The organism is Micromonospora echinofusca (assembly GCF_900091445.1).
Classification (GTDB): Bacteria; Actinomycetota; Actinomycetes; order Mycobacteriales; family Micromonosporaceae; genus Micromonospora; species Micromonospora echinofusca.
Map to the genome: position 1 here is coordinate 3053829 of NZ_LT607733.1, position 19437 is coordinate 3073265.

Annotated in this window: 21 protein-coding genes and 1 pseudogene; 11 read left to right on the forward strand and 11 right to left on the reverse strand. The window is 72.1% G+C overall.

The window, feature by feature from the left end:
• The first annotated feature begins 54 nt into the window (after window positions 1–54).
• Window positions 55–426, forward strand: a complete 372-nt coding sequence (locus GA0070610_RS13385; RefSeq protein WP_089000349.1) for a hypothetical protein — start codon at window positions 55–57, stop codon at window positions 424–426.
• A 248-nt stretch (window positions 427–674) separates the two neighbouring features.
• Here GA0070610_RS13385 and GA0070610_RS13390 read toward each other — a convergent pair whose 3' ends face one another.
• Window positions 675–1685 carry a tyrosine-type recombinase/integrase gene (locus GA0070610_RS13390; RefSeq protein ID WP_089000350.1) on the reverse strand — a complete coding sequence of 337 codons (1011 nt, stop codon included), beginning with the start codon at window positions 1683–1685 and terminating at the stop codon, window positions 675–677.
• Between GA0070610_RS13390 and GA0070610_RS31940 the strand changes: the two are divergent.
• A pseudogene (locus GA0070610_RS31940) lies at window positions 1680–1829 on the forward strand (AAA family ATPase); the annotation flags it as partial. The gene GA0070610_RS13390 and the pseudogene GA0070610_RS31940 overlap by 6 nt on opposite strands.
• A 124-nt stretch (window positions 1830–1953) precedes the next feature.
• A complete protein-coding gene (locus GA0070610_RS31685) occupies window positions 1954–2325 on the forward strand; it encodes an AAA family ATPase (RefSeq protein WP_269458876.1) in 372 nt (123 codons plus the stop codon).
• Between the two features lie 401 nt (window positions 2326–2726).
• Here GA0070610_RS31685 and GA0070610_RS13400 read toward each other — a convergent pair whose 3' ends face one another.
• From GA0070610_RS13400 to GA0070610_RS13415, 4 genes are all read right to left on the reverse strand, one after another.
• Window positions 2727–5105, reverse strand: a complete 2379-nt coding sequence (locus tag GA0070610_RS13400) for an ATP-binding cassette domain-containing protein (protein WP_089000351.1) — start codon at window positions 5103–5105, stop codon at window positions 2727–2729.
• A gap of 74 nt (window positions 5106–5179) precedes the next feature.
• Entirely contained in the window at window positions 5180–5590 is a 411-nt protein-coding gene (locus tag GA0070610_RS13405; RefSeq protein WP_089003473.1) for a VOC family protein, read from the reverse strand.
• A 5-nt stretch (window positions 5591–5595) separates the two neighbouring features.
• Window positions 5596–6045, reverse strand: a complete 450-nt coding sequence (locus tag GA0070610_RS13410; RefSeq protein WP_089000352.1) for a helix-turn-helix transcriptional regulator — start codon at window positions 6043–6045, stop codon at window positions 5596–5598.
• A 105-nt stretch (window positions 6046–6150) separates the two neighbouring features.
• The gene (locus GA0070610_RS13415) at window positions 6151–6879 is read right to left on the reverse strand and encodes an SDR family oxidoreductase (protein WP_089000353.1); all 729 of its coding nucleotides are present in this window, start codon (window positions 6877–6879) and stop codon (window positions 6151–6153) included.
• Between the two features lie 119 nt (window positions 6880–6998).
• Between GA0070610_RS13415 and GA0070610_RS13420 the strand changes: the two genes are divergently transcribed.
• A complete protein-coding gene (locus tag GA0070610_RS13420) occupies window positions 6999–7460 on the forward strand; it encodes a peroxiredoxin (RefSeq protein ID WP_089000354.1) in 462 nt (153 codons plus the stop codon).
• Between the two features lie 70 nt (window positions 7461–7530).
• Window positions 7531–8220, forward strand: a complete 690-nt coding sequence (locus GA0070610_RS13425; protein WP_089000355.1) for a hypothetical protein — start codon at window positions 7531–7533, stop codon at window positions 8218–8220.
• 90 nt (window positions 8221–8310) lie between these two features.
• On the opposite strand, the gene cydB is transcribed toward GA0070610_RS13425, so the two are convergent.
• Window positions 8311–9309, reverse strand: coding sequence for a cytochrome d ubiquinol oxidase subunit II (gene cydB, locus GA0070610_RS13430; protein WP_089000356.1), 999 nt, complete (start codon window positions 9307–9309; stop codon window positions 8311–8313).
• Between the two features lie 16 nt (window positions 9310–9325).
• Window positions 9326–10741, reverse strand: coding sequence for a cytochrome ubiquinol oxidase subunit I (locus GA0070610_RS13435; protein WP_089000357.1), 1416 nt, complete (start codon window positions 10739–10741; stop codon window positions 9326–9328).
• Window positions 10742–10939: 198 nt separating this feature from the next.
• On the opposite strand from GA0070610_RS13435, the gene GA0070610_RS13440 reads away from it, so the two are divergent.
• From GA0070610_RS13440 to GA0070610_RS13460, 5 genes are read left to right on the forward strand one after another with little or no spacing between them, the layout of a single operon-like run.
• The gene (locus GA0070610_RS13440) at window positions 10940–11713 is read left to right on the forward strand and encodes a lysophospholipid acyltransferase family protein (protein WP_089000358.1); all 774 of its coding nucleotides are present in this window, start codon (window positions 10940–10942) and stop codon (window positions 11711–11713) included.
• Window positions 11714–11739: 26 nt separating this feature from the next.
• Window positions 11740–12318, forward strand: coding sequence for a hypothetical protein (locus GA0070610_RS13445; protein ID WP_089000359.1), 579 nt, complete (start codon window positions 11740–11742; stop codon window positions 12316–12318).
• Between the two features lie 58 nt (window positions 12319–12376).
• The gene (locus GA0070610_RS13450) at window positions 12377–13138 is read left to right on the forward strand and encodes a glycerophosphodiester phosphodiesterase (protein ID WP_089000360.1); all 762 of its coding nucleotides are present in this window, start codon (window positions 12377–12379) and stop codon (window positions 13136–13138) included.
• An 18-nt stretch (window positions 13139–13156) separates the two neighbouring features.
• Entirely contained in the window at window positions 13157–14545 is a 1389-nt protein-coding gene (locus GA0070610_RS13455; protein WP_089000361.1) for an MFS transporter, read from the forward strand.
• Window positions 14546–14605: 60 nt separating this feature from the next.
• A complete protein-coding gene (locus tag GA0070610_RS13460; protein WP_089000362.1) occupies window positions 14606–15316 on the forward strand; it encodes a thymidine kinase in 711 nt (236 codons plus the stop codon).
• A 3-nt stretch (window positions 15317–15319) separates the two neighbouring features.
• Here the strand turns inward: GA0070610_RS13460 and GA0070610_RS13465 are convergent, their stop codons facing one another.
• The 3 genes from GA0070610_RS13465 to GA0070610_RS13475 form a co-directional block, all read right to left on the reverse strand.
• Window positions 15320–15778 (reverse strand): Rv0361 family membrane protein, encoded by a 459-nt coding sequence (locus tag GA0070610_RS13465; protein WP_089000363.1) that lies wholly within the window; start codon window positions 15776–15778, stop codon window positions 15320–15322.
• Window positions 15779–15848: 70 nt separating this feature from the next.
• Window positions 15849–16496 carry a response regulator gene (locus GA0070610_RS13470; RefSeq protein WP_089000364.1) on the reverse strand — a complete coding sequence of 216 codons (648 nt, stop codon included), beginning with the start codon at window positions 16494–16496 and terminating at the stop codon, window positions 15849–15851.
• On the reverse strand, window positions 16493–17449 hold the full coding sequence (locus tag GA0070610_RS13475; RefSeq protein WP_089000365.1) for a HAMP domain-containing sensor histidine kinase: 957 nt from the start codon (window positions 17447–17449) through the stop codon (window positions 16493–16495). Before GA0070610_RS13475 ends, GA0070610_RS13470 begins: the two co-directional genes overlap by 4 nt.
• 432 nt (window positions 17450–17881) lie before the next feature.
• Between GA0070610_RS13475 and GA0070610_RS13480 the strand changes: the two genes are divergently transcribed.
• Complete coding sequence (locus GA0070610_RS13480) at window positions 17882–18367, forward strand: cation:proton antiporter regulatory subunit (RefSeq protein ID WP_089000366.1); 486 nt, start codon at window positions 17882–17884, stop codon at window positions 18365–18367.
• 31 nt (window positions 18368–18398) lie between these two features.
• Here GA0070610_RS13480 and GA0070610_RS13485 read toward each other — a convergent pair whose 3' ends face one another.
• Complete coding sequence (locus GA0070610_RS13485; RefSeq protein ID WP_089000367.1) at window positions 18399–19397, reverse strand: tyrosine-type recombinase/integrase; 999 nt, start codon at window positions 19395–19397, stop codon at window positions 18399–18401.
• Between the last annotated feature and the right edge of the window lie 40 nt (window positions 19398–19437).

The window sequence follows — 19437 nt, forward strand, 5'->3', positions numbered from 1 at the left end:
ACGTCGATACGCTGAACGCCGACCCCAACGCCCGGCGAACACGAAGGACAGACCATGCGCAGGTGGGTACGGTACGAAGCTCCGATCATGGTCTGCGTCGACTTCGGCGACGACGGCTACACCGGCAAAGTCGTCACCGTCGCCCTCGGCGACGACCACGACGACGTCCGCCTCGCCCGCGACCACCGTGGTCACTTCCTGGTCTACGACGACACGATGGAACCCGTCTCCAGCGGTGAGCAGCAGGCGATCCGGGCCATCACCATCGCCGAGTACCGCGAATGGCCCGAACGCCTCGACTGGGAAGAAGGCCCCGACGTCCTGCGCTACCCCGACCTCTACGGACCCGCCGAAGCCGCCGACGACCAGGACGAAGGCGACGACCTCGAACCACTCGACCTCCACGAGCGCGGTGCCGTCCACTGACGCCCGTACCCCAACAGCTAAACCGGCCCCGCCAGCACGAAACAACGCTGCGCGGGGCCGATCCGTCTCCTACGACACCCGAACACCAAGATCAAGTATTTGTGGTCGTGGGGCAGCTACCCAAGCGTGGGGCCGACACCACACCAGGCCCGTCGAAACGCCCCCGGCAGAGCCGGACGCGCTGACCACTCGCCGCCCGAGCCGAACGCACGGCTGCGACCGGCCCGCCGCGTACCGCCGGACCCCGCTCACGACCGCCCGTCGCGCTCCGCCGCCACCAACCCCGCCAACGCCCGATTGGTACGGTTGGACCGCACCGCCGCACGCTGCTGCCCGGCCGTCACCTCGATGTACGTCTGCGACGACGCCAACGACGCGTGACCCAGCAACCGCATGATCTCCGCCGCACTCGCCCCGTCCTCCGCCAACCGCGTCGCGAAGGTGTGCCGCAACGCGTGCAACCGCGCCCCCCGCGGCACCCGGTCGGTGATGCCCGCCCGCCGGTAGCAGGACTCCACCAGATACTGCAACCCGCCCCGGCGCAGCGGCTCACCCTGACGGTCCACCAGCAGCGGCGCGTCCGGCCGCACCGTACGCGACCCGAACCGCCGCACCCGGCTCTCCAGGTAACCCACCAGCACCCCGTCCAGCTCCGGCTCGATCGGCACCACCCTCGGCCGCCCGCCCTTGCCGGCCACGTCGACCCGCCGCTCGCCCGCACGGCCCGTCAGCGATCCCACGCGCAGTGCCAGCAGCTCCGACAGTCGCAGCCCCGCGCAGAGCGCCAACGCCAGCACCGCCAGGTCGCGCTCCGGCCACGGGTCGCGCTGGCGGCCCTCCTGCCGGGCCACCGAGGCGAGCAGCTGCTCCGGGGTGTCCGCGCCACGCAGCGGCTTGGGCTGGGGGAGAGGCGCCCGGGGTCGACCGACCGCCGGCATCGGGTTGCCGGCGACCACCCCGTCAGCGACCAGGAAGGAGAAGAAACTGTTCCAGGTGGACCATGCCCGGTGCACCGACGCGGCCGCCCGGGGAGCGGCATACCGGGCGAATGCCGCGCGCATGACGCGGGCGGTGAGGGCGGCGACGGGGAGCGCGTCGAGGGGGAGGGGAGGGGTGGCCTCCTCGGCCGCGAGGGCGGCGACGGCACGCAGGTCCCGCCGGTACGCCTCCAGCGTGTGGGGGGAGGGCTTGCGGGTGGCGCGGGCCGTCAGGAACTCCTCGATCAGCCGCTGCGCCGATTCGTCCTGTTTGTCATGCATAAGGGATATTATGCAGCATTTTCGGGTTCGCCGGCAACGGTGGGAGAGGGGGGAAGCGTGCGGTGCTACGTACTGACCGGCGCGCCGGGGGCGGGCAAGACGACACTCACCGAGGCGCTGCATCGACGCGGGTGGTCCGTCGTCGCCGAGGCGGCCACCGACGTCATCGCCGCGCAGCAGGCGCGGGGCGTCGCCGAACCGTGGCAGGAGGCGGGCTTCGTCGACGCGGTGGCCCGGCTGCCGCGAGGCGCCCGGGACGCCCGGGACGGTGCGGATCCACGACCGGCCGCCGCTGTGCACGTTGGCCCTCGCGCGGTACCTGGGCCGCCCGCCGGGGCGCGTGCTGGTCGAAGAGGTGCAGCGGGTGCTCCGCGACGGCGCCTACGAGCGGCCGGTCTTCCTGGTCCAGCCCCTGGGCTTCGTGACGCCCAGCGCCGCCCGCCGCATCGGCTACGCCGAGTCGCTGGCGTTCGCCCGCGTGCACGAGGAGATCTATCGCGCGCACGGCCATCGGCTGATCCCGGTGCCGCCCGCGCCGGTGCAGGTGCGGGCGGCACGGGTGGAGACGCACCTGCGGCACCTCGCCGTCCTGCCGCCGGACCGGGCCGAGGGAGTGCCCGATCCGGTCCACTTGACATAATGTACATTATCGAACCGACTGCTTCAGCGCCGATGTCCGCAGAAGAGGGCTCTTCCGGCCGCCGCAGTCGTCCGCATTCGGCGTCCGCGTTCGGTCCGGCGCGTACGCCGCTGGCGTCGTGGGCGCCTCCGTACTGCGCGGAACGCGTCCGCGCAGTCGACGCGCCCACGACGCCAGCACGTGGCACCGTCGGTGGGTCGCTGCCTCGGCGGGACCCCTCGTTCTGACGACGATCAGTGGTGATCCACGCCGACGAGGGATCCCGCCGGCAGCGTGAACCCGCACCCGTCGGGCTGTGGCACTCCCCTGGCGTGTCCTGCGGCGTACGGCCGGCCTGCGGTCCTGGTGCGCCGCGCGGGCCTGCTCTTCGCCGAGGTCGCCCGCTCCTGCTCGGCGTCGCGTCAGGCGCCGACGTAGGCGGCGAGGTGCTTGCCGGTGAGGGTGGAGGCGGTGGTGACGAGGTCGGCGGGGGTGCCCTCGAAGACGATGCGGCCGCCGTCGTGGCCGGCGCCGGGACCGAGGTCGATGATCCAGTCGGCGTGGGCCATGACCGCCTGGTGGTGCTCGATGACGATGACCGACTTGCCGGCCTCGACGAGGCGGTCGAGCAGTGCGAGTAGTTGCTCGACGTCGGCGAGGTGCAGGCCGGTGGTCGGTTCGTCGAGGACGTAGACGCCGCCCTTCTCGGCCATGTGGGTGGCCAGCTTGAGGCGCTGCCGCTCGCCGCCGGAGAGCGTGGTGAGGGGCTGGCCGAGGCTGAGGTAGCCGAGCCCGACGTCGGCGAGGCGGGCCAGGATCGCGTGGGCGGCGGGGATGCGGGCGTCGCCGGAGCCGAAGAACTCCTCGGCCTCGGCGACGGACATGGCGAGCACGTCGGCGATGTTGCGGCCGCCGAGCGTGTAGTCGAGTACGGCGGCCTGGAACCGCTTGCCGCCGCACTCCTCGCAGGTGGTCTCGACGGTCGCCATGACGCCCAGGTCGGTGTAGATGACGCCGGCGCCGTTGCAGGTGGGGCAGGCGCCCTCGGAGTTGGCGCTGAACAGGGCCGGTTTCACGCCGTTGGCCTTGGCGAACGCCTTGCGGATCGGGTCGAGCAGGCCGGTGTAGGTGGCCGGGTTGCTGCGTCGCGAGCCGCGGATGGCGCCCTGGTCGATGACGACCACGCCGTCGCGGCCGGCGACCGAGCCGTGGATCAGTGAGCTCTTGCCGGAGCCGGCGACGCCGGTGATGGCGCAGAGGACGCCGAGTGGGATGTCGACGTCGACGTCGCGCAGGTTGTGTGCGTTGGCGTCGCGGATCTGCAGGGTGCCGGTGGGGGTGCGTACGGTCTTCTTGAGGGTGGCGCGGTCGTCGAGGTGGCGGCCGGTGACGGTGCCGCTCCCCCGCAGTTGTTCCACGCTGCCCTCGAAGCAGACGGTGCCGCCCTGGGTGCCGGCGCCGGGGCCGAGGTCGACGACGTGGTCGGCGATCGTGATGGTCTCGGGTTTGTGTTCGACGACGAGGACGGTGTTGCCCTTGTCGCGTAGTTGCCGCAGCAGGTTGTTCATCCGCTCGATGTCGTGCGGGTGCAGGCCGATGGTGGGTTCGTCGAAGACGTAGGTGACGTCGGTGAGGGACGATCCGAGGTGGCGGATCATCTTGGTGCGTTGTGCCTCTCCCCCGGAGAGGGTGCCGGCGGGTCGGTCGAGTGAGAGGTAGCCCAGGCCGATCTCCTCGAAGCTGTCGAGGAGGTGTTGCAGCCCTTTGAGCAGGGGTGCGACGGATGGTTCGTCGAGGTCGCGTACCCAGGTGGCGAGGTCGCTGATCTGTATGGCGCAGACGTCGGCGATGCTCTTGCCCTTGATCTTCGAGGAGCGGGCTTCGGGGCTGAGGCGGGTGCCGTCGCAGCTGGGGCAGGTCTGGAAGGTGACGGCCCGTTCGACGAAGGCCCGGATGTGGGGCTGCAGGGCGTCGACGTCCTTGGCGAGGAAGGACTTCTGGATCTGCGGGATGAGGCCGGCGTACGTCAGGTTGATGCCGTCGATCTTGATTTTGGTGGGTTCGCGGTGGAGCAGGTCGTGCAGTTCCTTCTTGGTGAACTTGTTGATGGGCTTGTCGGGGTCGAAGTAGCCGCAGCCGCGGAAGATGCGGCCGTACCAGCCGTCCATGCTGTAGCCGGGGATGGTGAGCGCGCCCTCGTTGAGTGACTTGCTGGCGTCGTAGAGGGCGGTCAGGTCGATGTCGTTGACGGTGCCCATGCCCTCGCAGCGTGGGCACATGCCGCCGAGGCGGTGGAAGGTGGCCTTCTCCGCCTTGGTCTTGGTGCCTCGTTCGACGGTGATCGCGCCGCTGGCCGTGACGGTGGGGATGTTGAAGGAGTACGCGTTGGGTGAGCCGATGTGGGGTTGGCCGAGCCGGCTGAACAGGATGCGCAGCATGGCGTTGGCGTCGGTGGCGGTGCCGACGGTGGAGCGCGGGTTGGCGCCCATTCGTTCCTGGTCGACGATGATCGCCGTGGTCAGTCCTTCGAGCAGGTCGACCTCGGGTCGGGTGAGCGACGGCATGAAGCCCTGCACGAAGGCGCTGTAGGTTTCGTTGATCATTCGTTGTGACTCGGCGGCGATGGTGCCGAACACCAGTGAGCTCTTGCCTGAGCCGGAGACGCCGGTGAAGACGGTCAGGCGGCGTTTCGGGATTTCGACGCTGACGTCCTTGAGGTTGTTGACGCGGGCGCCCTGCACGCGGATCAGGTCGTGGGTGTCGGCGACGTGCGGGGTATGCATCCTCGTGGCCGTGCTCATGGTGTCTCCATCTGTTGCGCGGGGGCCGGCTGTGCGGTCTCCGTCGGGCGTCTTCCTCTGCTGGTGGCGGGGGTTCAGCGCAGTTCGTTGATGCGGATCAGGTTGCCTGTGGGATCGCGGAAGGCACAGTCGCGCACGCCGTACGGCTGTTCGGTGGGTTCCTGGACGACGTCGGCGTCGCTGGCCTGTAGCCGGTCGAAGAGGCCGTCGAGGTCGTCGGTGGCCAGGGTGATGGCGCCGTAGCTGCCCTTGGCGATGAGTTCGAGGATGGTCTGGCGTTCGGCGTCGGTGATGCCGGGGTCGGCGGCCGGTGGGTGCAGGACGATGGAGGTGCCGGGCTGGCCGGGTGGGCCGACGGTGAGCCAGCGCATGCCGTCGTATCCGACGTCGTTGCGGACCTCGAAGCCGAGGGTGTCGCGGTAGAAGGTCAGGGCGGCGTCGGCGTCGGTGTGCGGGAGGAAGGCGTAGTGGATGGTGATGTTCATGCCGGTCACGCTAGTTGTGGCTGGGTGGCCCGTGCTTCTCGATTCCTGATCGGTCTGGTGACCTGTCGGGTGATGCACGACGGCAGTTCCCCCGTGGCGTGGGCGGCGCGGGCGCGGTAGGTGCTCGGTGGGACGCCGACGAGTTCGGTGAAGCGGGTGCTGAAGGTGCCCAGGGAGGAGCAGCCGACGGTGAAGCAGACTTCGGTGACGCTGAGGTCGCCGCGACGCAGCAGGGCCATGGCGCGTTCGATGCGTCGGGTCATGAGATAGGCGTACGGGGACTCGCCGTAGGCGAGGCGGAACTGGCGGCTGAGGTGTCCGGCGGACATGTTCACGCCGCGGGCGAGGGCTTCGACGTCGAGTGGCTTGGCGTACTCGCGGTCGATGCGGTCGCGTACGCGGCGCAGTCGGGCGAGGTCGCGCAGGTGCTGGGCTGCGGCGGAGGTGCTGCTCACGTGCAGGATCGTGCCATGTCGCGCCGGGGTTGCCCAGGAGGTTGGCGGTCTGTCGCCCGTGGTTGGTGTGCCGGCCGTCGTCGCGTTCGGTGCCTTCGGGCGGGGTCAGAGGCCGCCGGCGACGCGTAGGACGGTGCCGGTGGTGTAGGTGGCGTCGGGGCCGAGCAGCCAGGCGATGGCGGCGGCGACCTCGTCGGGTTCGCCGGGGCGGCCCAGTGGGATGCGGGCGGCGGCGCGGTCGGGTCGGTCGGGTTGGCCGGAGAGGGCGTGGATGTCGGTGCGGATGATGCCGGGGGCGACGGCGTTGACGCGGATGCCGCGGGGGGCGAGTTCCTTGGCGAGGCCGGTGGTGAGGGTGTCGGTGGCGGCTTTGACGGCGGCGTAGTGGATGTATTCGCCGGGGCTGCCGAGGGTGGCGGCGACGGAGGAGACGTTGACGATGGCGCCGTGGCGGTCCATGCGGCGGGCGGCCTGCTGGGCGCAGAGGACGTAGCCGATGAGGTTGACGTCGACGACGTCGCGTAGGTCGGTGGGGTCGAGGTCGACGAAGGCGCCGATGGGGCTGGTGATGCCGGCGTTGTTGACCAGGCCGGTGAGGGGGCCGAGGTCGGCGGCGGCGTCGAACAGGGTGGTGACCTGGTCGGGGTCTCGGGTGTCGGCGGGGACGGCGAGGCCGCGTACGCCGGTAGCTTCGATGGCGGCGAGCACGGCGGTGGCGGCGTGGTGGTCGCGGCGGTAGCTGAAGGCGACGTGGTGTCCGGCGTGGGCGAGGCGGCGGGCGGTGGCGGCGCCGATGCCGCGGCTGCCGCCGGTGATGACGGTGACCGGTGTCAATGTGTCTCTCCCCTGTGGTGGCTGCGGGGCCGACGCTACCGCCGGGCGGTGCGGGGCGCCGCCGGTGGGTCGGCGCATAGGCTCGGGCGCATCGGTGGTCGGCGACGTGGAGGTGCGCGGTGGCGGGTGTGGGTGTCGGGGACGTGGTGGACGACTTCGAGTTGCCGGACGAGACGGGTACGCCGCGGCGGTTGTCGGAGTTCCTGGCCGCCGGTCCGGTGGTGGTGTTCTTCTATCCGGCGGCGATGACGCGGGGGTGCACGGCGGAGAGCTGCCACTTCCGGGATCTGGCGGCCGAGTTCGCGGCGGTGGGTGCGACCCGGGTGGGGATCAGCCGTGATCCGGTGGCGAAGCAGGCGGAGTTCTCCCGGCGGCACGGGTTCGACTATCCGTTGCTGTCGGACTCCGAGGGCGTGGTGGCGGAGCGGTTCGGGGTACGGCGGCGGTTACCGTTGGGCGCGCTGAGCACGCGACGGATGACGTTCGTGATCGGCGCCGACCGGCGGGTGGTCGAGGTGGTGCGCAGCGAGCTGAACATGAACGACCACGCGGACGCGGCGCTGCGGGCGCTGGGGGGTTGATCTTCCGGTTGTCGGGGCGGGCTGGTATCAAGGCAGGCACTGAACAGGTGTACGAGGGAAGAGGTTGCTGATGGGTGCTGCTGGCCAGGGTTTGTCCACTGACGAGGTGCAGAGCATCCGGGAGGCGTTGGCGGCGGGCCGCAAGCCGAAGGTGGTGTTCACCGCCTCGGCGGGTCAGATCGCCGGGCAGGTGGGTCAGGTGGTGCAGCTGACCGACCCCGAGGTCTCCGACGAGTACGTGGTGGTCCGCTTCGGACGCGACGAGTTGCCCTTCTCCCCCGCCGACGTGGCGGTGGCTCCGCGCGGCGCCGGGCGCAGGGCGGCCGAGCCGCAGTCGGAGGCGCCGGAGCCGGAGCCGGCGGCGCCTGCGGAGCCGGAGTTCGTGTTGGACCGGGTGCCGCAGCAGCGGCGGGAGGAGCCGAAGGTGGAGACGGTGGAGGCGAAGCCGGCACCGGCGCGCAAGGCGGTGAAGGCCGTGAAGCCGAAGGGGCCGGCGGGGCTGACGGTGACGCTGGCGTACGCCGACGGTGAGTGGACGGTGGCGGCGCAGCAGGGCAGCAAGTCCCTCGCGAAGCCGTACGTGGTGAAGCCGGCGGAGGCGCTGCGGATGGTGGCGCTGGTCGACGTGCCGGGCGTGCACGAGGCGGTGGAGCAGATCATGGCCGTCGAGCGGGCCGAGGCCGAGCAGCAGGCGGAGAAGCTGCGCGCGGAGCTGGCGGAGATCGAGGCGCGCCTGGCGGAGCTGCGCGAGGCGCGTTGACGGTGTGGCCCCGGCGGCCGACGCGGGCGGGGAGGTCCGTGTCGGCCGCCGGGGCCGTTTCCGGTGGGAGGGGGCCACCGGTGGGAGGGGTCAGTGCCGCGGGATGTGGGCCACCCCGATGCGCTTGCGGAACACCCAGTAGGTCCAGCCCTGGTAGGCCAGCACGATCGGGGTGAACACCACCGCCACCCAGGTCATGATCTTCAGGGTGTAGGGGGTGGAGGCGGCGTTGGTGGCGGTCAGCGTCCCGGCGGCGTCCGCGGTGGAGGGCAGCACGTTCGGAAACAGCGCCGCGAACAGCGTCGCCACGGCCAGCGCGATGGCCACGGCGGTGCCGGTGAACGCCCAGCCCTCCCGGCGGACCCGGGCGGCGGCCAGGCCGCCGAGCAGCGCCAGGGCCGCGCCGGCGGCGAACACGACGGCGGCGGTGCTGGAGCGGATGGTCAGCGTCCAGCTCAGGAACGCCACCGCGAGCACGGCGGCGGCCACGCCCAGGCGCACCGCGAGGGCGCCGGCGCGCTCGCGTACCTCGCCGACGGTCTTGAGGGCGATGAACACGGCGCCGTGGGTGAGGAACAGGGCCGCCGTGGTCGCGCCGCCGAGCAGGGCGTACGGGTTGAGCAGGTCGAGCAGGCCGCCGATGTACTCGTGTTCGGCGTCGAGCGGCACGCCGCGCAGGATGTTGGCGAACGCGACGCCCCACAGCACGGCGGGCACCACCGAGCCGACGAAGATGGCGGTGTCCCAGCGGCGCTTCCAGGACGCCTCGGGCCGCTTGTGGCGGTACTCGAAGGCGACGCCGCGGATGATCAGGGCGAGCAGGATCAGCAGCAGCGGCAGGTAGAAGCCGGAGAACAGGGTGGCGTACCACTCGGGGAACGCGGCGAACATGGCGCCGCCGGCGGTGATGAGCCAGACCTCGTTGCCGTCCCAGACGGGCCCGATGGTGTTGATCAGGACGCGGCGTTCCCGGTCGTTGCGGCCGAGCACGGGCAGCAGCATGCCGACGCCGAAGTCGAAGCCCTCGAGGATGAAGTACCCGGTGAACAGGACCGCGACGAGCAGGAACCAGATGGTGGTGAGTTCCACGGTGTGTCTCCGGTGTTCAGTAGGCGAACGCGAGCGGGCGCTCGGCGTCGTCGTGGGTGTCGTCGATCTCGGGGTCCGGGGTCAGGTCGGGTACGCCGGCCTTGGCGTAGCGCAGCAGCAGCTTGACCTCGACGACGGCGAGGGCGGCGTAGATGAGGGTGAAGGCGGTGAACGAGGTGAGCACCTCGGTCAGCGAGACGCTGCGGGACACGCCGTCGCGGGTGAGCATCTCGCCGAAGACGATCCACGGCTGGCGGCCCATCTCGGTGAAGATCCAGCCGAAGGAGTTCGCTGCCAGCGGCAGCAGGGGCATGACCAGGCCGGCGCGCAGCAGCCACTTGCTGGTGGGGGTGCGGCCCTTGCGCTGGCTCCAGAGCACCAGCAGGGCGATGGCGGCGGCGGCCATCCCGAAGCCGATCATGAAGCGGAAGCTCCAGTAGGTGACCGGGATGATCGGGGTGTAGCTGCCGGCGCCGTACTGGGCGGCGTACTGGGCCTGTAGGTCGTTGATGCCCTGCACGGTGCCGTTGGGGTCGCCGGTGCCCAGCCAGGACAGCAGGTGCGGGATCTTGAGGGCGAACAGTTCGCGGCTGCCGTCGAGGCTGCCGACGGTCAGGACGGAGAACGAGGCGGGGCTCTCGGTGGTGTAGAGGCCCTCGGCGGCGGCCATCTTCATGGGCTGGACCTCGGTCATGATCTTGCCCTGGATGTCGCCGGTGAGGGCGACGGCGGCGGCGGAGACCAGGGTGACCCAGGAGCCGAACTTCGCGGCGAAGCGGTAGGCGGGGGTGTCGGCGGAGTCGCGGTTGCGTACCAGGTGCCACATGGCGACGGCGACCAGCAGGGATCCGGCCACCAGGAACGCGCCGGCGATGGTGTGCGGGAAGGTGATCATGGCGACCTTGTTGGTCAGCACGGCCACGAAGTCGGTGAGTTCGGCGCGGCCGGTCTCGGGGTTGATCCGGTAGCCGACCGGGTTCTGCATGAACGAGTTCGCCGCGAGGATGAAGTAGGCGCTGAGGTTGGTGCCGATCGCCGCGGCCCAGATGCTGGCCAGGTGCAGCCGCTTGGGCAGCCGGTCCCAGCCGAAGATCCACAGGCCGATGAAGGTCGACTCCAGGAAGAACGCGACCAGCGCCTCGATCGCCAGGGGGGCGCCGAAGATGTCGCCGACGAAGCGGGAGTAGTCGCTCCAGTTCATGCCGAACTGGAACTCCTGCACGATGCCGGTCACCACGCCCATGGCGAAGTTGATCAGGAAGAGCTTGCCGTAGAACTTGGTGAGCTTCAGGTACTTCTCGTCGCCGGTGCGGTGCCACATCGTCTGGAGGATCGCCACCAGTACGGACAGGCCGATGGTCAGCGGCACGAAGAGAAAGTGGTAGACGGTGGTGACACCGAACTGCCAGCGGGCGACGTCCAACGCGTCCACCAGTAACCCCCAGGCTTTGCATACTACGAGACGTAGTAAATACTACTGCGCGTCGTAGAGGATGCGGCAGGGGCGGGGGGCCCGAAGCGACCCGGGACCAATGACCCTGATCACCTCGGCCGGACGGCCCGCCGACGCGCATCACGTACGCCACCCGCACCACGCGGGCCGCCGCCCGCGTGCGACCATTGCGCGCTGATGGACACCACCCGCCCGACCTGGCAGCCGCCCCTGATCTGGCGTGCCGCACAGCTGCTCGCCCGCGTCGTCGTCGCGCTCCTGGCCCGCCTCGAGGTCAGCGGCGACGTGCCCGAGGCGCTGCGCCGGGGCCCGCTGATCCTGGCCGCCAACCACATCAGCCCGTTCGACCCCGTCGTGCTCGCCGCCGCCTGCCGCGCCCGGGGGGTCTCCCCCCGGATCATGGCCACCGGCGGACTGTTCCGCACCCCCGTCATCGGCGCCGCGATGCGCCGCGCCGGGCACCTGCGTGTCGACCGGGGCACCGCCGCCGTCGGGCGTGCCCTCGACGACGCCTCGGCGGCGGTCTCCGGCGGCTCCGTGATCCTGGTCTACCCGGAGGGCCGCATCGGCCTGGACCCCGGCATGTGGCCCGAACGCGGCAAGACCGGCACCGCCCGCCTCGCCCTGGCCTGCGGCGCCCCGGTCATCCCCGTCGCCCAGTGGGGCTGCCACGAGGTGGTGCCCTACCGCGCTCCCAAGGGCCTACTGGGGGGCATCGCCCGTTCCCTGGTGCGCCGTCCCGTCGTGCGGGTGCACTTCGGCGACCCGGTGGACCTCGCCGACCTGACGCCGGCAGCCCCGGGCGCCGCCCTGCGCGCCACCGACCGGATCATCGACGCCATCACCGATTCGCTGGCGCCGCTGCGGCCCGACGAGCCCGACAGGCCCCGCCACGTCGACCCGGGTCGCCCGGTCGACACCAGCCGCTCCCAGCGCCGCAGGAGAGCCTGATCCCCGGGCGTGGGCACAGTGGCGAGGTGATCCGCCTGCGGGTGCCGCTGCTCGTCTTCGCCCTGCTCGTCCTCGTCTGCGCAGGCGGGTACGCCGCCCTGCGCTCGGCGTACCACGACGCGAAGGACCGCCGGGATCTCAGCGACCTGACCCGCTCCTCCCCCTGGCCCGCCGAGGAGCTGCTGGTCCCCGACGACCTGCCCCGCTCCGGCGTTGTCGGCTGGCTGGACCGGCTCGGTCTCGACATCGCCTACGACCTGCGCACCCGCGACGGCCGTGAGGTGCCCGTGGTGTGGCAGCAGCACCAACCGGCCCCCGACGGGTCGCTGGCCGACGGGGTCGACTGCGGCGTCCGGACGATCCACGTCTGCACCGACGCCGGCGACGGTCTCACCCTCGTCGTGACCCGGGACACCGACAACAGCGACCCCGCCACCGCGCTGTACCTCTTCGCCGGTGACCAGGTGCTCAGCGTCAGCGTGCAAGGGCCGGATCCGGTGACCGTCGACGACCTGCGTGCTCCGCTCACCCGCACCCACCACCCCTCCGACGGCGAGCTGCTCGCCCTGCTGCGCCGGCCCGGCCACCAGACGGACTGGAGTTGACCCGGTCCCGCCGCCGGCCGGTCACGCGCCGGCCACCGCGCCCGGGCATACTCCCCGCGTGAACCACGCCTACCTGGACGGGCCCGCACCGCTGGCGTTCGCCCACCGCGGCGGCGCCGCCGAGGGCGACGAGAACACCGCGGCGGCGTTCGCCCGGGCGGTCGGGCTCGGCTACCGCTACGTCGAGACCGACGTGCACGGCACCGCCGACGGCGTCGCGGTGGTCTTCCACGACGCCACGCTGAGCCGGGTCACCGGCGAGGCGGGGCGCATCGCCGAGCTGCGCTGGGCCGACCTGGCCTCGGTACGCGTCGGCGGCGCCGCCGTGGTCCCCCGCCTCGACGAGGTCCTCGACGCCTGGCCGCAGGTGCGGTTCAACATCGACGTCAAGGCCGACGGCGGTGTGGAGGCGACCGTGTCCACCATCGCCCGCGCCGACGCCGGCGACCGGGTGCTGCTCGCCTCCTTCAGCGACGCGCGGCTGGCCCGGCTGCGCGCCCTGACCCAGGGCCGCGTCGCCAGCAGCCTCGGCATGCGCGAAGTGGCCCGGCTGCGGATGGCGTCGCTGACCGGCCGGCCGCTGCGCCTGCCCCCGTCGGTGGTCGCCGCGCAGGTGCCGGTGCGCTACGGACGCCTGCCCGTGGTGGACCGCCGGTTCCTGCGTCACGCCCACCGACTCGGCCTGCACGTGCACGTCTGGACGATCGACGAACCTGCCGAGATGCACGAGTTACTTGATCTTGGAGTGGATGGCATCATGACCGATCACGTCGGCGTGCTGCGCGACGTCTACCGCAGCCGCGGCCACTGGGCCGCCTGACCCGTTCGAAGGACCCCGATGGCCGAGACCGTCACCCCCGCGGTGGACGACACCCCCGCCCCGACGAGCACCCGCCGCGAACGCAGCGGCTGGTACTTCTACGACTGGGCGATGTCCGCCTTCTCCACCACCGTGATCACCGTGTTCCTCGGCCCGTTCCTGACCACCGTCACGAAACTCGCCGCCGGCTGCGAACTGGGCGCGGACGATTGCACCGGCCACGTCTACCCGCTGGGCATCAAGGTCGCCGCCGGCTCGTACTTTCCGTACCTGGTGTCGCTGTCGGTGTTCCTCACCGTGTTCGCCCTGCCGGTCGTCGGCGCGATCGCCGACCGGTCGGCGCACAAGAAGCGGCTGCTCGCCGCCGCCGCGTTCACCGGCGCCGCCGCCACCGTCGGCATGCTCTTCGTCACCGGCGACCGGTACCTGCTCGGCGGCGCGCTGTTCATGATCGCCAACATCGCCTTCGGCGCCGGGGTGGTGGTCTACAACTCCTTCCTGCCGCAGCTCGGCGGCCCCGACGACCGCGACGGCATCTCCAGCCGCGGCTGGGCGCTGGGCTACCTGGGCGGCGGCCTGCTGCTGGCGCTCAACCTCGTCGCGGTCAGCATGCTCGGCGAGGAGGGCAACCACCAGCGCACCCTCGACCTGGCCCGCTGGTCGATCGTGTCCGCCGGGCTGTGGTGGGCGGTGTTCACCCTGATCCCGCTGCGCTGGCTGCGCGAGCACCCCACCGCCGCCGCGCTGGCCGGCGGCAACCCGGTCACCGACGGGTTCCGGCAGCTCGGCCGCACCCTGCGCGAGATCAAGGCGTACCCGCTGACGCTGTTCTTCCTGCTGGCGTTCCTGGTCTACAACGACGGCATCCAGACCGTCATCGCCCTGGCCAGCCAGTACGGCACCGAGGAGCTCAAGCTCGGGCAGAGCACCCTGATCGTCACCATCCTGCTGGTGCAGTTCCTCGCCTTCGGCGGCGCGCTGCTGCTCGGCGCCCTCGCCAAGCGCATCGGCGCCTGGAAGACCGTGCTGATCAGCCTGGTGCTGTGGACCGGGGTGATCCTCGGCGCGTTCCGGCTGCCCGCCGAGGCGCCGCTGCCGTTCATGATCCTCGGTGCCGCCATCGGCCTGGTGCTCGGCGGCAGCCAGGCCCTGAGCCGGTCGCTGTTCAGCCAGCTCATCCCCGCCGGCAAGGAGGGCGAGTACTACGGCTTCTACGAGATCAGCGACAAGGGCACCAGCTGGCTCGGGCCGCTGGCGTTCGGCATCGTGTTCCAGCTCACCAACTCCTACCGGGTGGGCCTGGTGTCCCTGCTGATCTTCTTCGTCGTCGGGTTCCTGCTGCTGCTGGCCGTGCCGATGCGCCGGGCGATCCTCGCCGCCGGCAACACCCCGCCCCGGGTGCTCTGAGGCCCGCGCCCGTCCGCGCCGGCCGGATCGGGGGACGTCGATCGGCTAGGCTGCCCGACCGTGACCCACCACGCCGCCGCCCCGACCTGCCTGGCGCGCCCGCCGCTGGGCCCCGACGACTCCCCCGCCGGGTGCGCCGCGGCGCGGGGCGTGGACGGGCGCCCGCTGCACGCCGCGGCGTTGAAGTTCTTCTGGGGGCCCATGGACTGCGGCAAGTCCACGATGGCGTTGCAGATGAACCACAACCACTCCCGGCAGGGCCGCCGCGGCCTCGTCACCACCCGCATCGACCGCTCGCTCGGCCCGCAGGTCACCACCCGCATCGGCCTGGCCCACGAGGCCGTCGAGGTCACCGACGAGCTGGACCTGCGTACGCTGGTGCGCGACACCTGGGCCGAGGGCGTACGCGTCGACTACCTGATCTGCGACGAGGCGTCGTTCTACAACCTGGAGCACATCGAGCAGATGGCCGAGCTGGTCGACAGCTACGACGTCGACGTGTACGCGTTCGGGCTGGCCACCGACTTCCGCTCGTGCCTGTTCCCCGCCGCGCAACGGCTGTTCGAGCTCGCCGACGAGGTCGCCCGCATCCAGGTCGAGGTGCTCTGCTGGTGCGGCCGTGAAGGGCTGCTCAACGCCCGGGTGGTCGACGGCCGGGTGGTCCGTGAGGGCCTGCAGGTCGTCATCGGCGACACCGTGGACAGCGCCGAGGTGCGCTACCAGGTGCTCTGCCGCCGGCACTACCGCGCGGGCGAGCTCGGGCCCCGCTGACGCTCAGTACGGGTCGCCGCACACCCGCCAGTCGCCGTCCTCGCGTACGACCGACAGCTTGCGCTCCTCGGTGAGACCGCTGTCGCGGGTCAGGCGCACCGTCACCGTGCCGCGCGGGCGCCCACCGCGGGTCGCCACCGACACGTCGACGATCTCGTAGCCCTTGACCACCGGCGGCGTACGCAGCCAGCTGGTGAACCCGATCGGGCTCCACCGGCTGCGCGCGTCGGCGCAGAGCCGGTCGTACGCGCCGTCGGTGTCGCCCGCCGCCACCGACCGCAGGAATCCGTCGGCGGTCTCCCGCACCGGGCCGCTGGCCTGCGTGACCACCTGCACGTTCCAGGCGCCCAGCCCCGCCACCCCGACGCAGCACAGCAGCACGGTCACGCCCGCGAACACCAACCCGGTACGCACCGGGCGACGCCGCCGGGCCGGCCGGTTCCACGGCTGCTCAGCGCCCACCCGTCGACCGTAGAGAACCGGTGGCCCCGCCCGCAGGAAAGTCGGCCCGCTCGCCGGCGCCGCCGCCTGGTCACGCCTCGATGAGCCCGGCCCGGATGGCGTAGCGGGTCAGCTCCAGCCGGTCCCTGAGGCCGAGCTTCTGCAACAGGTTGGCCCGGTGCCGTTCGACGGTCTTGACGCTGATGAACAGCAGACGGGCGATCTCCTTGGAGGAGTGCCCCTCGGCGACGAGCTTGAGGATCTCCTCCTCGCGTTCGGTGATGGTCCTGGCCGGCAGGCTCTCGCCCCGGGCGCTGCGCTCCAGGTAGGTGCGGATGAGGGCGTTGATGGCACCGGGATACAGGAACGGCTCGTCGCGTACGGCGGCGCGGCACGCCTCCACCAGGTCGCGGTCGGCCACGGACTTGAGCACGTAGCCGTTCGCGCCGACCTTGAGGGCCTCGAAGAAGTACTGCTCGTTGTCGTACATCGTCAGGATGAGGATGCGCAGGCCCGGCTGCTGTCGCGACAGCTCCCGGGCGGCCTGCAGACCGGTCAGCCGGGGCATGGCGATGTCGAGGATCGCCAGGTCGGGCCGCTCGCTGTGGGCCAGGGCGATGGCCTCCGCGCCGTCGCCGGCCTCGGCCACGACCGTCAGGTCCGGCTCGCTGTCGAGGATGAGGCGTACGCCCCGACGCACCAGGGCGTGGTCGTCGGCGAGCAGGATGCGGGTGGTCACGACCGGTGCTCCCGGCCGCCGAGGGGCACCCGCAGCCGCACCTCGGTGCCGCCGTCGGGGCCGGGCGCCACGCTGAGCTGGGCGCCGATGAGCAGGGCGCGCTCGCGCATGCCCCGTACGCCGGCACCCTCGGCGGCGTCGCCGACGCCCCGGCCGTCGTCGCGGACGCGCAGCTGCACGTGGCCCGGCTGACGGGCCAGCGACAGCTCGACGGTGGTGGCCCGGGCGTGGCGCACGGTGTTGGTCAGGGCCTCCTGCGCCACCCGGTAGATCACCAGCTCGGCCTCGCCGTCGAGGGCGGGCAGGTCCGCGTCGAGGTGCTGGCGCACGGACAGGTCCGTGTGGCCGGTGACCTCCGTGACGAGGGCCTTCAGGGCACTGGTCAGGCCGAGTTCCTCCAGTACGCCGGGGCGCAGCCGGCGCGCGATGCGGCGGATCTCGTCGAGGCTGTCGCGGGTGGTCTCCTGCACCTGGGCGAGCTGGGCGCGGACCGGTTCGGGCGCGTGCCGGGCGACCTGCTTGAGTTCGAGCAGGACCGCGGTCAGCGTCTGACCGACCTCGTCGTGCAGTTCCTGGGCGACGCGGCGGCGCTCGGCCTCCTGGGCGGACAGGGCGCTGGCGGCGCTGGTGGCCCGCTCCGCCTCCAACCGGTCGATCATCGCGTTGAAGGCGCGGATCAGGTCCGCGATGCCGGCCTGCCCGGCCGGCACCGGGCGGGGCTCGGGCTGAAGCAGGTCGAGCGTGGTCATGGCCCGGGTCAGCCGGTGCAGCGGCGCGAGGCCGACGCGCAGCAGCGCGGCGTTGGCCACCAGCATCGCGGCCAGGCCCACGGTCAGGACCACCGCCTCGGTGAGCAGGACGGGGGTGGACACCGTGACCGGGCCGAGCAGCAGCAACGTGGCGGCGACGAGCACGGCGGCGTTGAGCAGGAAGATCCGCCAGAACAGCGACACGGCGGCTCCTCTCCTCGCGGCCCGTCCCTGACGCCGGGCGGCGTCGGCGGTTTCCCGCGGCTCGTCACGCCACCCACGGGCCCGCCCCGCGGCGGTGATCACCCTCATCATCCTCAGCCTGTCGGCCGGGGCGCGTGCGGTAAATGCGTGCCCGCACCCATTATCCGTCGCGCCACCGCCGGCAGGACCGCCGGCAGGGACCTGCCAGCACGGCAAATGGGTGTCAGCCCCGATGTCGACCCGCCCGGCGGCGATGACCATGAACGTGAGCCCGGGGCCCGGAGCAGCCCCGGGCTCCACTTCCCCTGCCCGGCTCCCGCTACCGCATCGTCACCATGATCATGACCGCGCCGATCGCCCGGGTGTCCCTGTGGCCGCGCTGATTCGCCGCGTAGCCGCCGTCGCGTTGTGCGACCCGACAGGAGGAGAGAGATGCAGATAGAACGAGTGCCGCTGCCCGGCGTCGGCGTCGGCTACACCGTGCACACCGAGCAAGGCCAGGTGCTCGGGATCGTCTGCCACCGTGGCGGCCGACGCGACGTCGTCGTCTACGCGCCCGGCGACCCGGACACCGTGGAACGGTCCGTGACCCTGAGCCCGGCGGAGGCGCAGGAGGTGGCGGAGCTGCTGCACCCGATCGCCACCGTCGACCACGTCACCCACCTGCAGCGGCACCGGGAGGCGATCAGCGTCGCCGAGCTGCCCGTCACGGCCGCGTCGCCCTACGACGGGCGGACCCTGGCCGAGGCCGTCGCGCGTACCCACGGGGTCAGCGTCATCGCCGTCGTGCGCGACGGGCGGACGACCACCGCTCCGGGGCTCGGGCACGTCCTCGTCCACGGCGACGTCCTGGTCGTCGCCGGGGCCCAGCCGAGCATCGGCGCGCTGAGCCGCGCGCTGGTCCACGCCGAGCTGTAGGCCGCGAGCAACCGACGCGGGGCCGGGCGCCTCAGCCGCGGCGGCGGGCTCGGGCCGCCCAGATGGCGTACGCGGGGTCGCGGTCGAGGTTGTGCCGGTCGCGGTCGTAGCGGCGGGTGGTGCGCGGGTCGGCGTGGCCCATCGCGTCCTGCACGTCCTCCAGGGGCACCCCCTCGGCGCGGGCGGTGGTGGCGAACGCGTGCCGCAGCGAGTGCGGCGACAGCCTCGCCCACGCCGCGATGCCGGCCGAGCGGGCCAGCCGGCGCACCAGCCGGAACATGGCGTGCCGGTCCAGCCGGGCCCCGCTGGCGGTGACCAGCAGCGGACCCGTTAGCTCGTGCACCGCCACGCCCTGCGCGGCGGCCCGCTGGGCCAGGTACGCGTCGAGGGCGTACGCGGTGCCGGGGGTCAGGGCGCGCCGGCGCAACTTGCCGCCCTTGCCGACGAACCGCACGCTGCGGTGGCCTCGCTCCGCGCCGAGGTCGGCCAGGTCGAGCGAGACCAGCTCGCCCACCCGCAGCCCGAGGTCGGCCAGCAACGCGACCGCCGCCCGGTTGCGGGCGGCGGTCGGCCCGGTGTCGGCCTCGGCGGCGGCGAGCAGCGCGTCGACCTCCTCGGGGGTGAGGCCGACCGTCGCGGAGTGGTCCCGGTCGATGCGGGGGCGGTCGGCCCCGGCGACCGGGTTGGCCTCGACGGCGCGCAGCTTGACCAGGAAGTCGTACCAACTCGACAGGGCCGAGAGCCGGCGGGCGACGGTGGCCGGGGTCAGCGGCTTGCCGGTACGCGCGCCGAGGGTGGCCTCCAGGGCCCGGGCGTACTCGTTGACGTGCAGGAAGTTCGCGTGCAGCGGGTCCAGCTCGCGGGCGGCGCACCAGGCGAGCCAGCCGGCGACGTCGCGCCGGTACGCGTCGCGGGTGTGCTCGGACAGCCGCCGGTTGCGCAGCCACGCCTCGGTGAAGTCGACGGGTCCCCCGGGCAGGGCCAGCGGGGTGGGCCGGCTTGGCCGCGCCGGAGCGTTCGGGGAGAACATGTGAAAAAGGTTCTCAGCTTCGGGTCGGGAACGACAGGAG

Coding starts and splice junctions, on each gene's coding strand:
- GA0070610_RS13385 (WP_089000349.1), top strand. CDS start 55: ATGCGCAGGTGGGTACGGTACGAAGCTCCGATCATGGTCTGCGTCGAC.
- GA0070610_RS13390 (WP_089000350.1), bottom strand. CDS start 1,685: ATGCATGACAAACAGGACGAATCGGCGCAGCGGCTGATCGAGGAGTTC.
- GA0070610_RS13400 (WP_089000351.1), bottom strand. CDS start 5,105: ATGAGCACGGCCACGAGGATGCATACCCCGCACGTCGCCGACACCCAC.
- GA0070610_RS13405 (WP_089003473.1), bottom strand. CDS start 5,590: ATGAACATCACCATCCACTACGCCTTCCTCCCGCACACCGACGCCGAC.
- GA0070610_RS13425 (WP_089000355.1), top strand. CDS start 7,531: ATGGGTGCTGCTGGCCAGGGTTTGTCCACTGACGAGGTGCAGAGCATC.
- GA0070610_RS13440 (WP_089000358.1), top strand. CDS start 10,940: ATGGACACCACCCGCCCGACCTGGCAGCCGCCCCTGATCTGGCGTGCC.
- GA0070610_RS13455 (WP_089000361.1), top strand. CDS start 13,157: ATGGCCGAGACCGTCACCCCCGCGGTGGACGACACCCCCGCCCCGACG.
- GA0070610_RS13480 (WP_089000366.1), top strand. CDS start 17,882: ATGCAGATAGAACGAGTGCCGCTGCCCGGCGTCGGCGTCGGCTACACC.
- GA0070610_RS13485 (WP_089000367.1), bottom strand. CDS start 19,397: ATGTTCTCCCCGAACGCTCCGGCGCGGCCAAGCCGGCCCACCCCGCTG.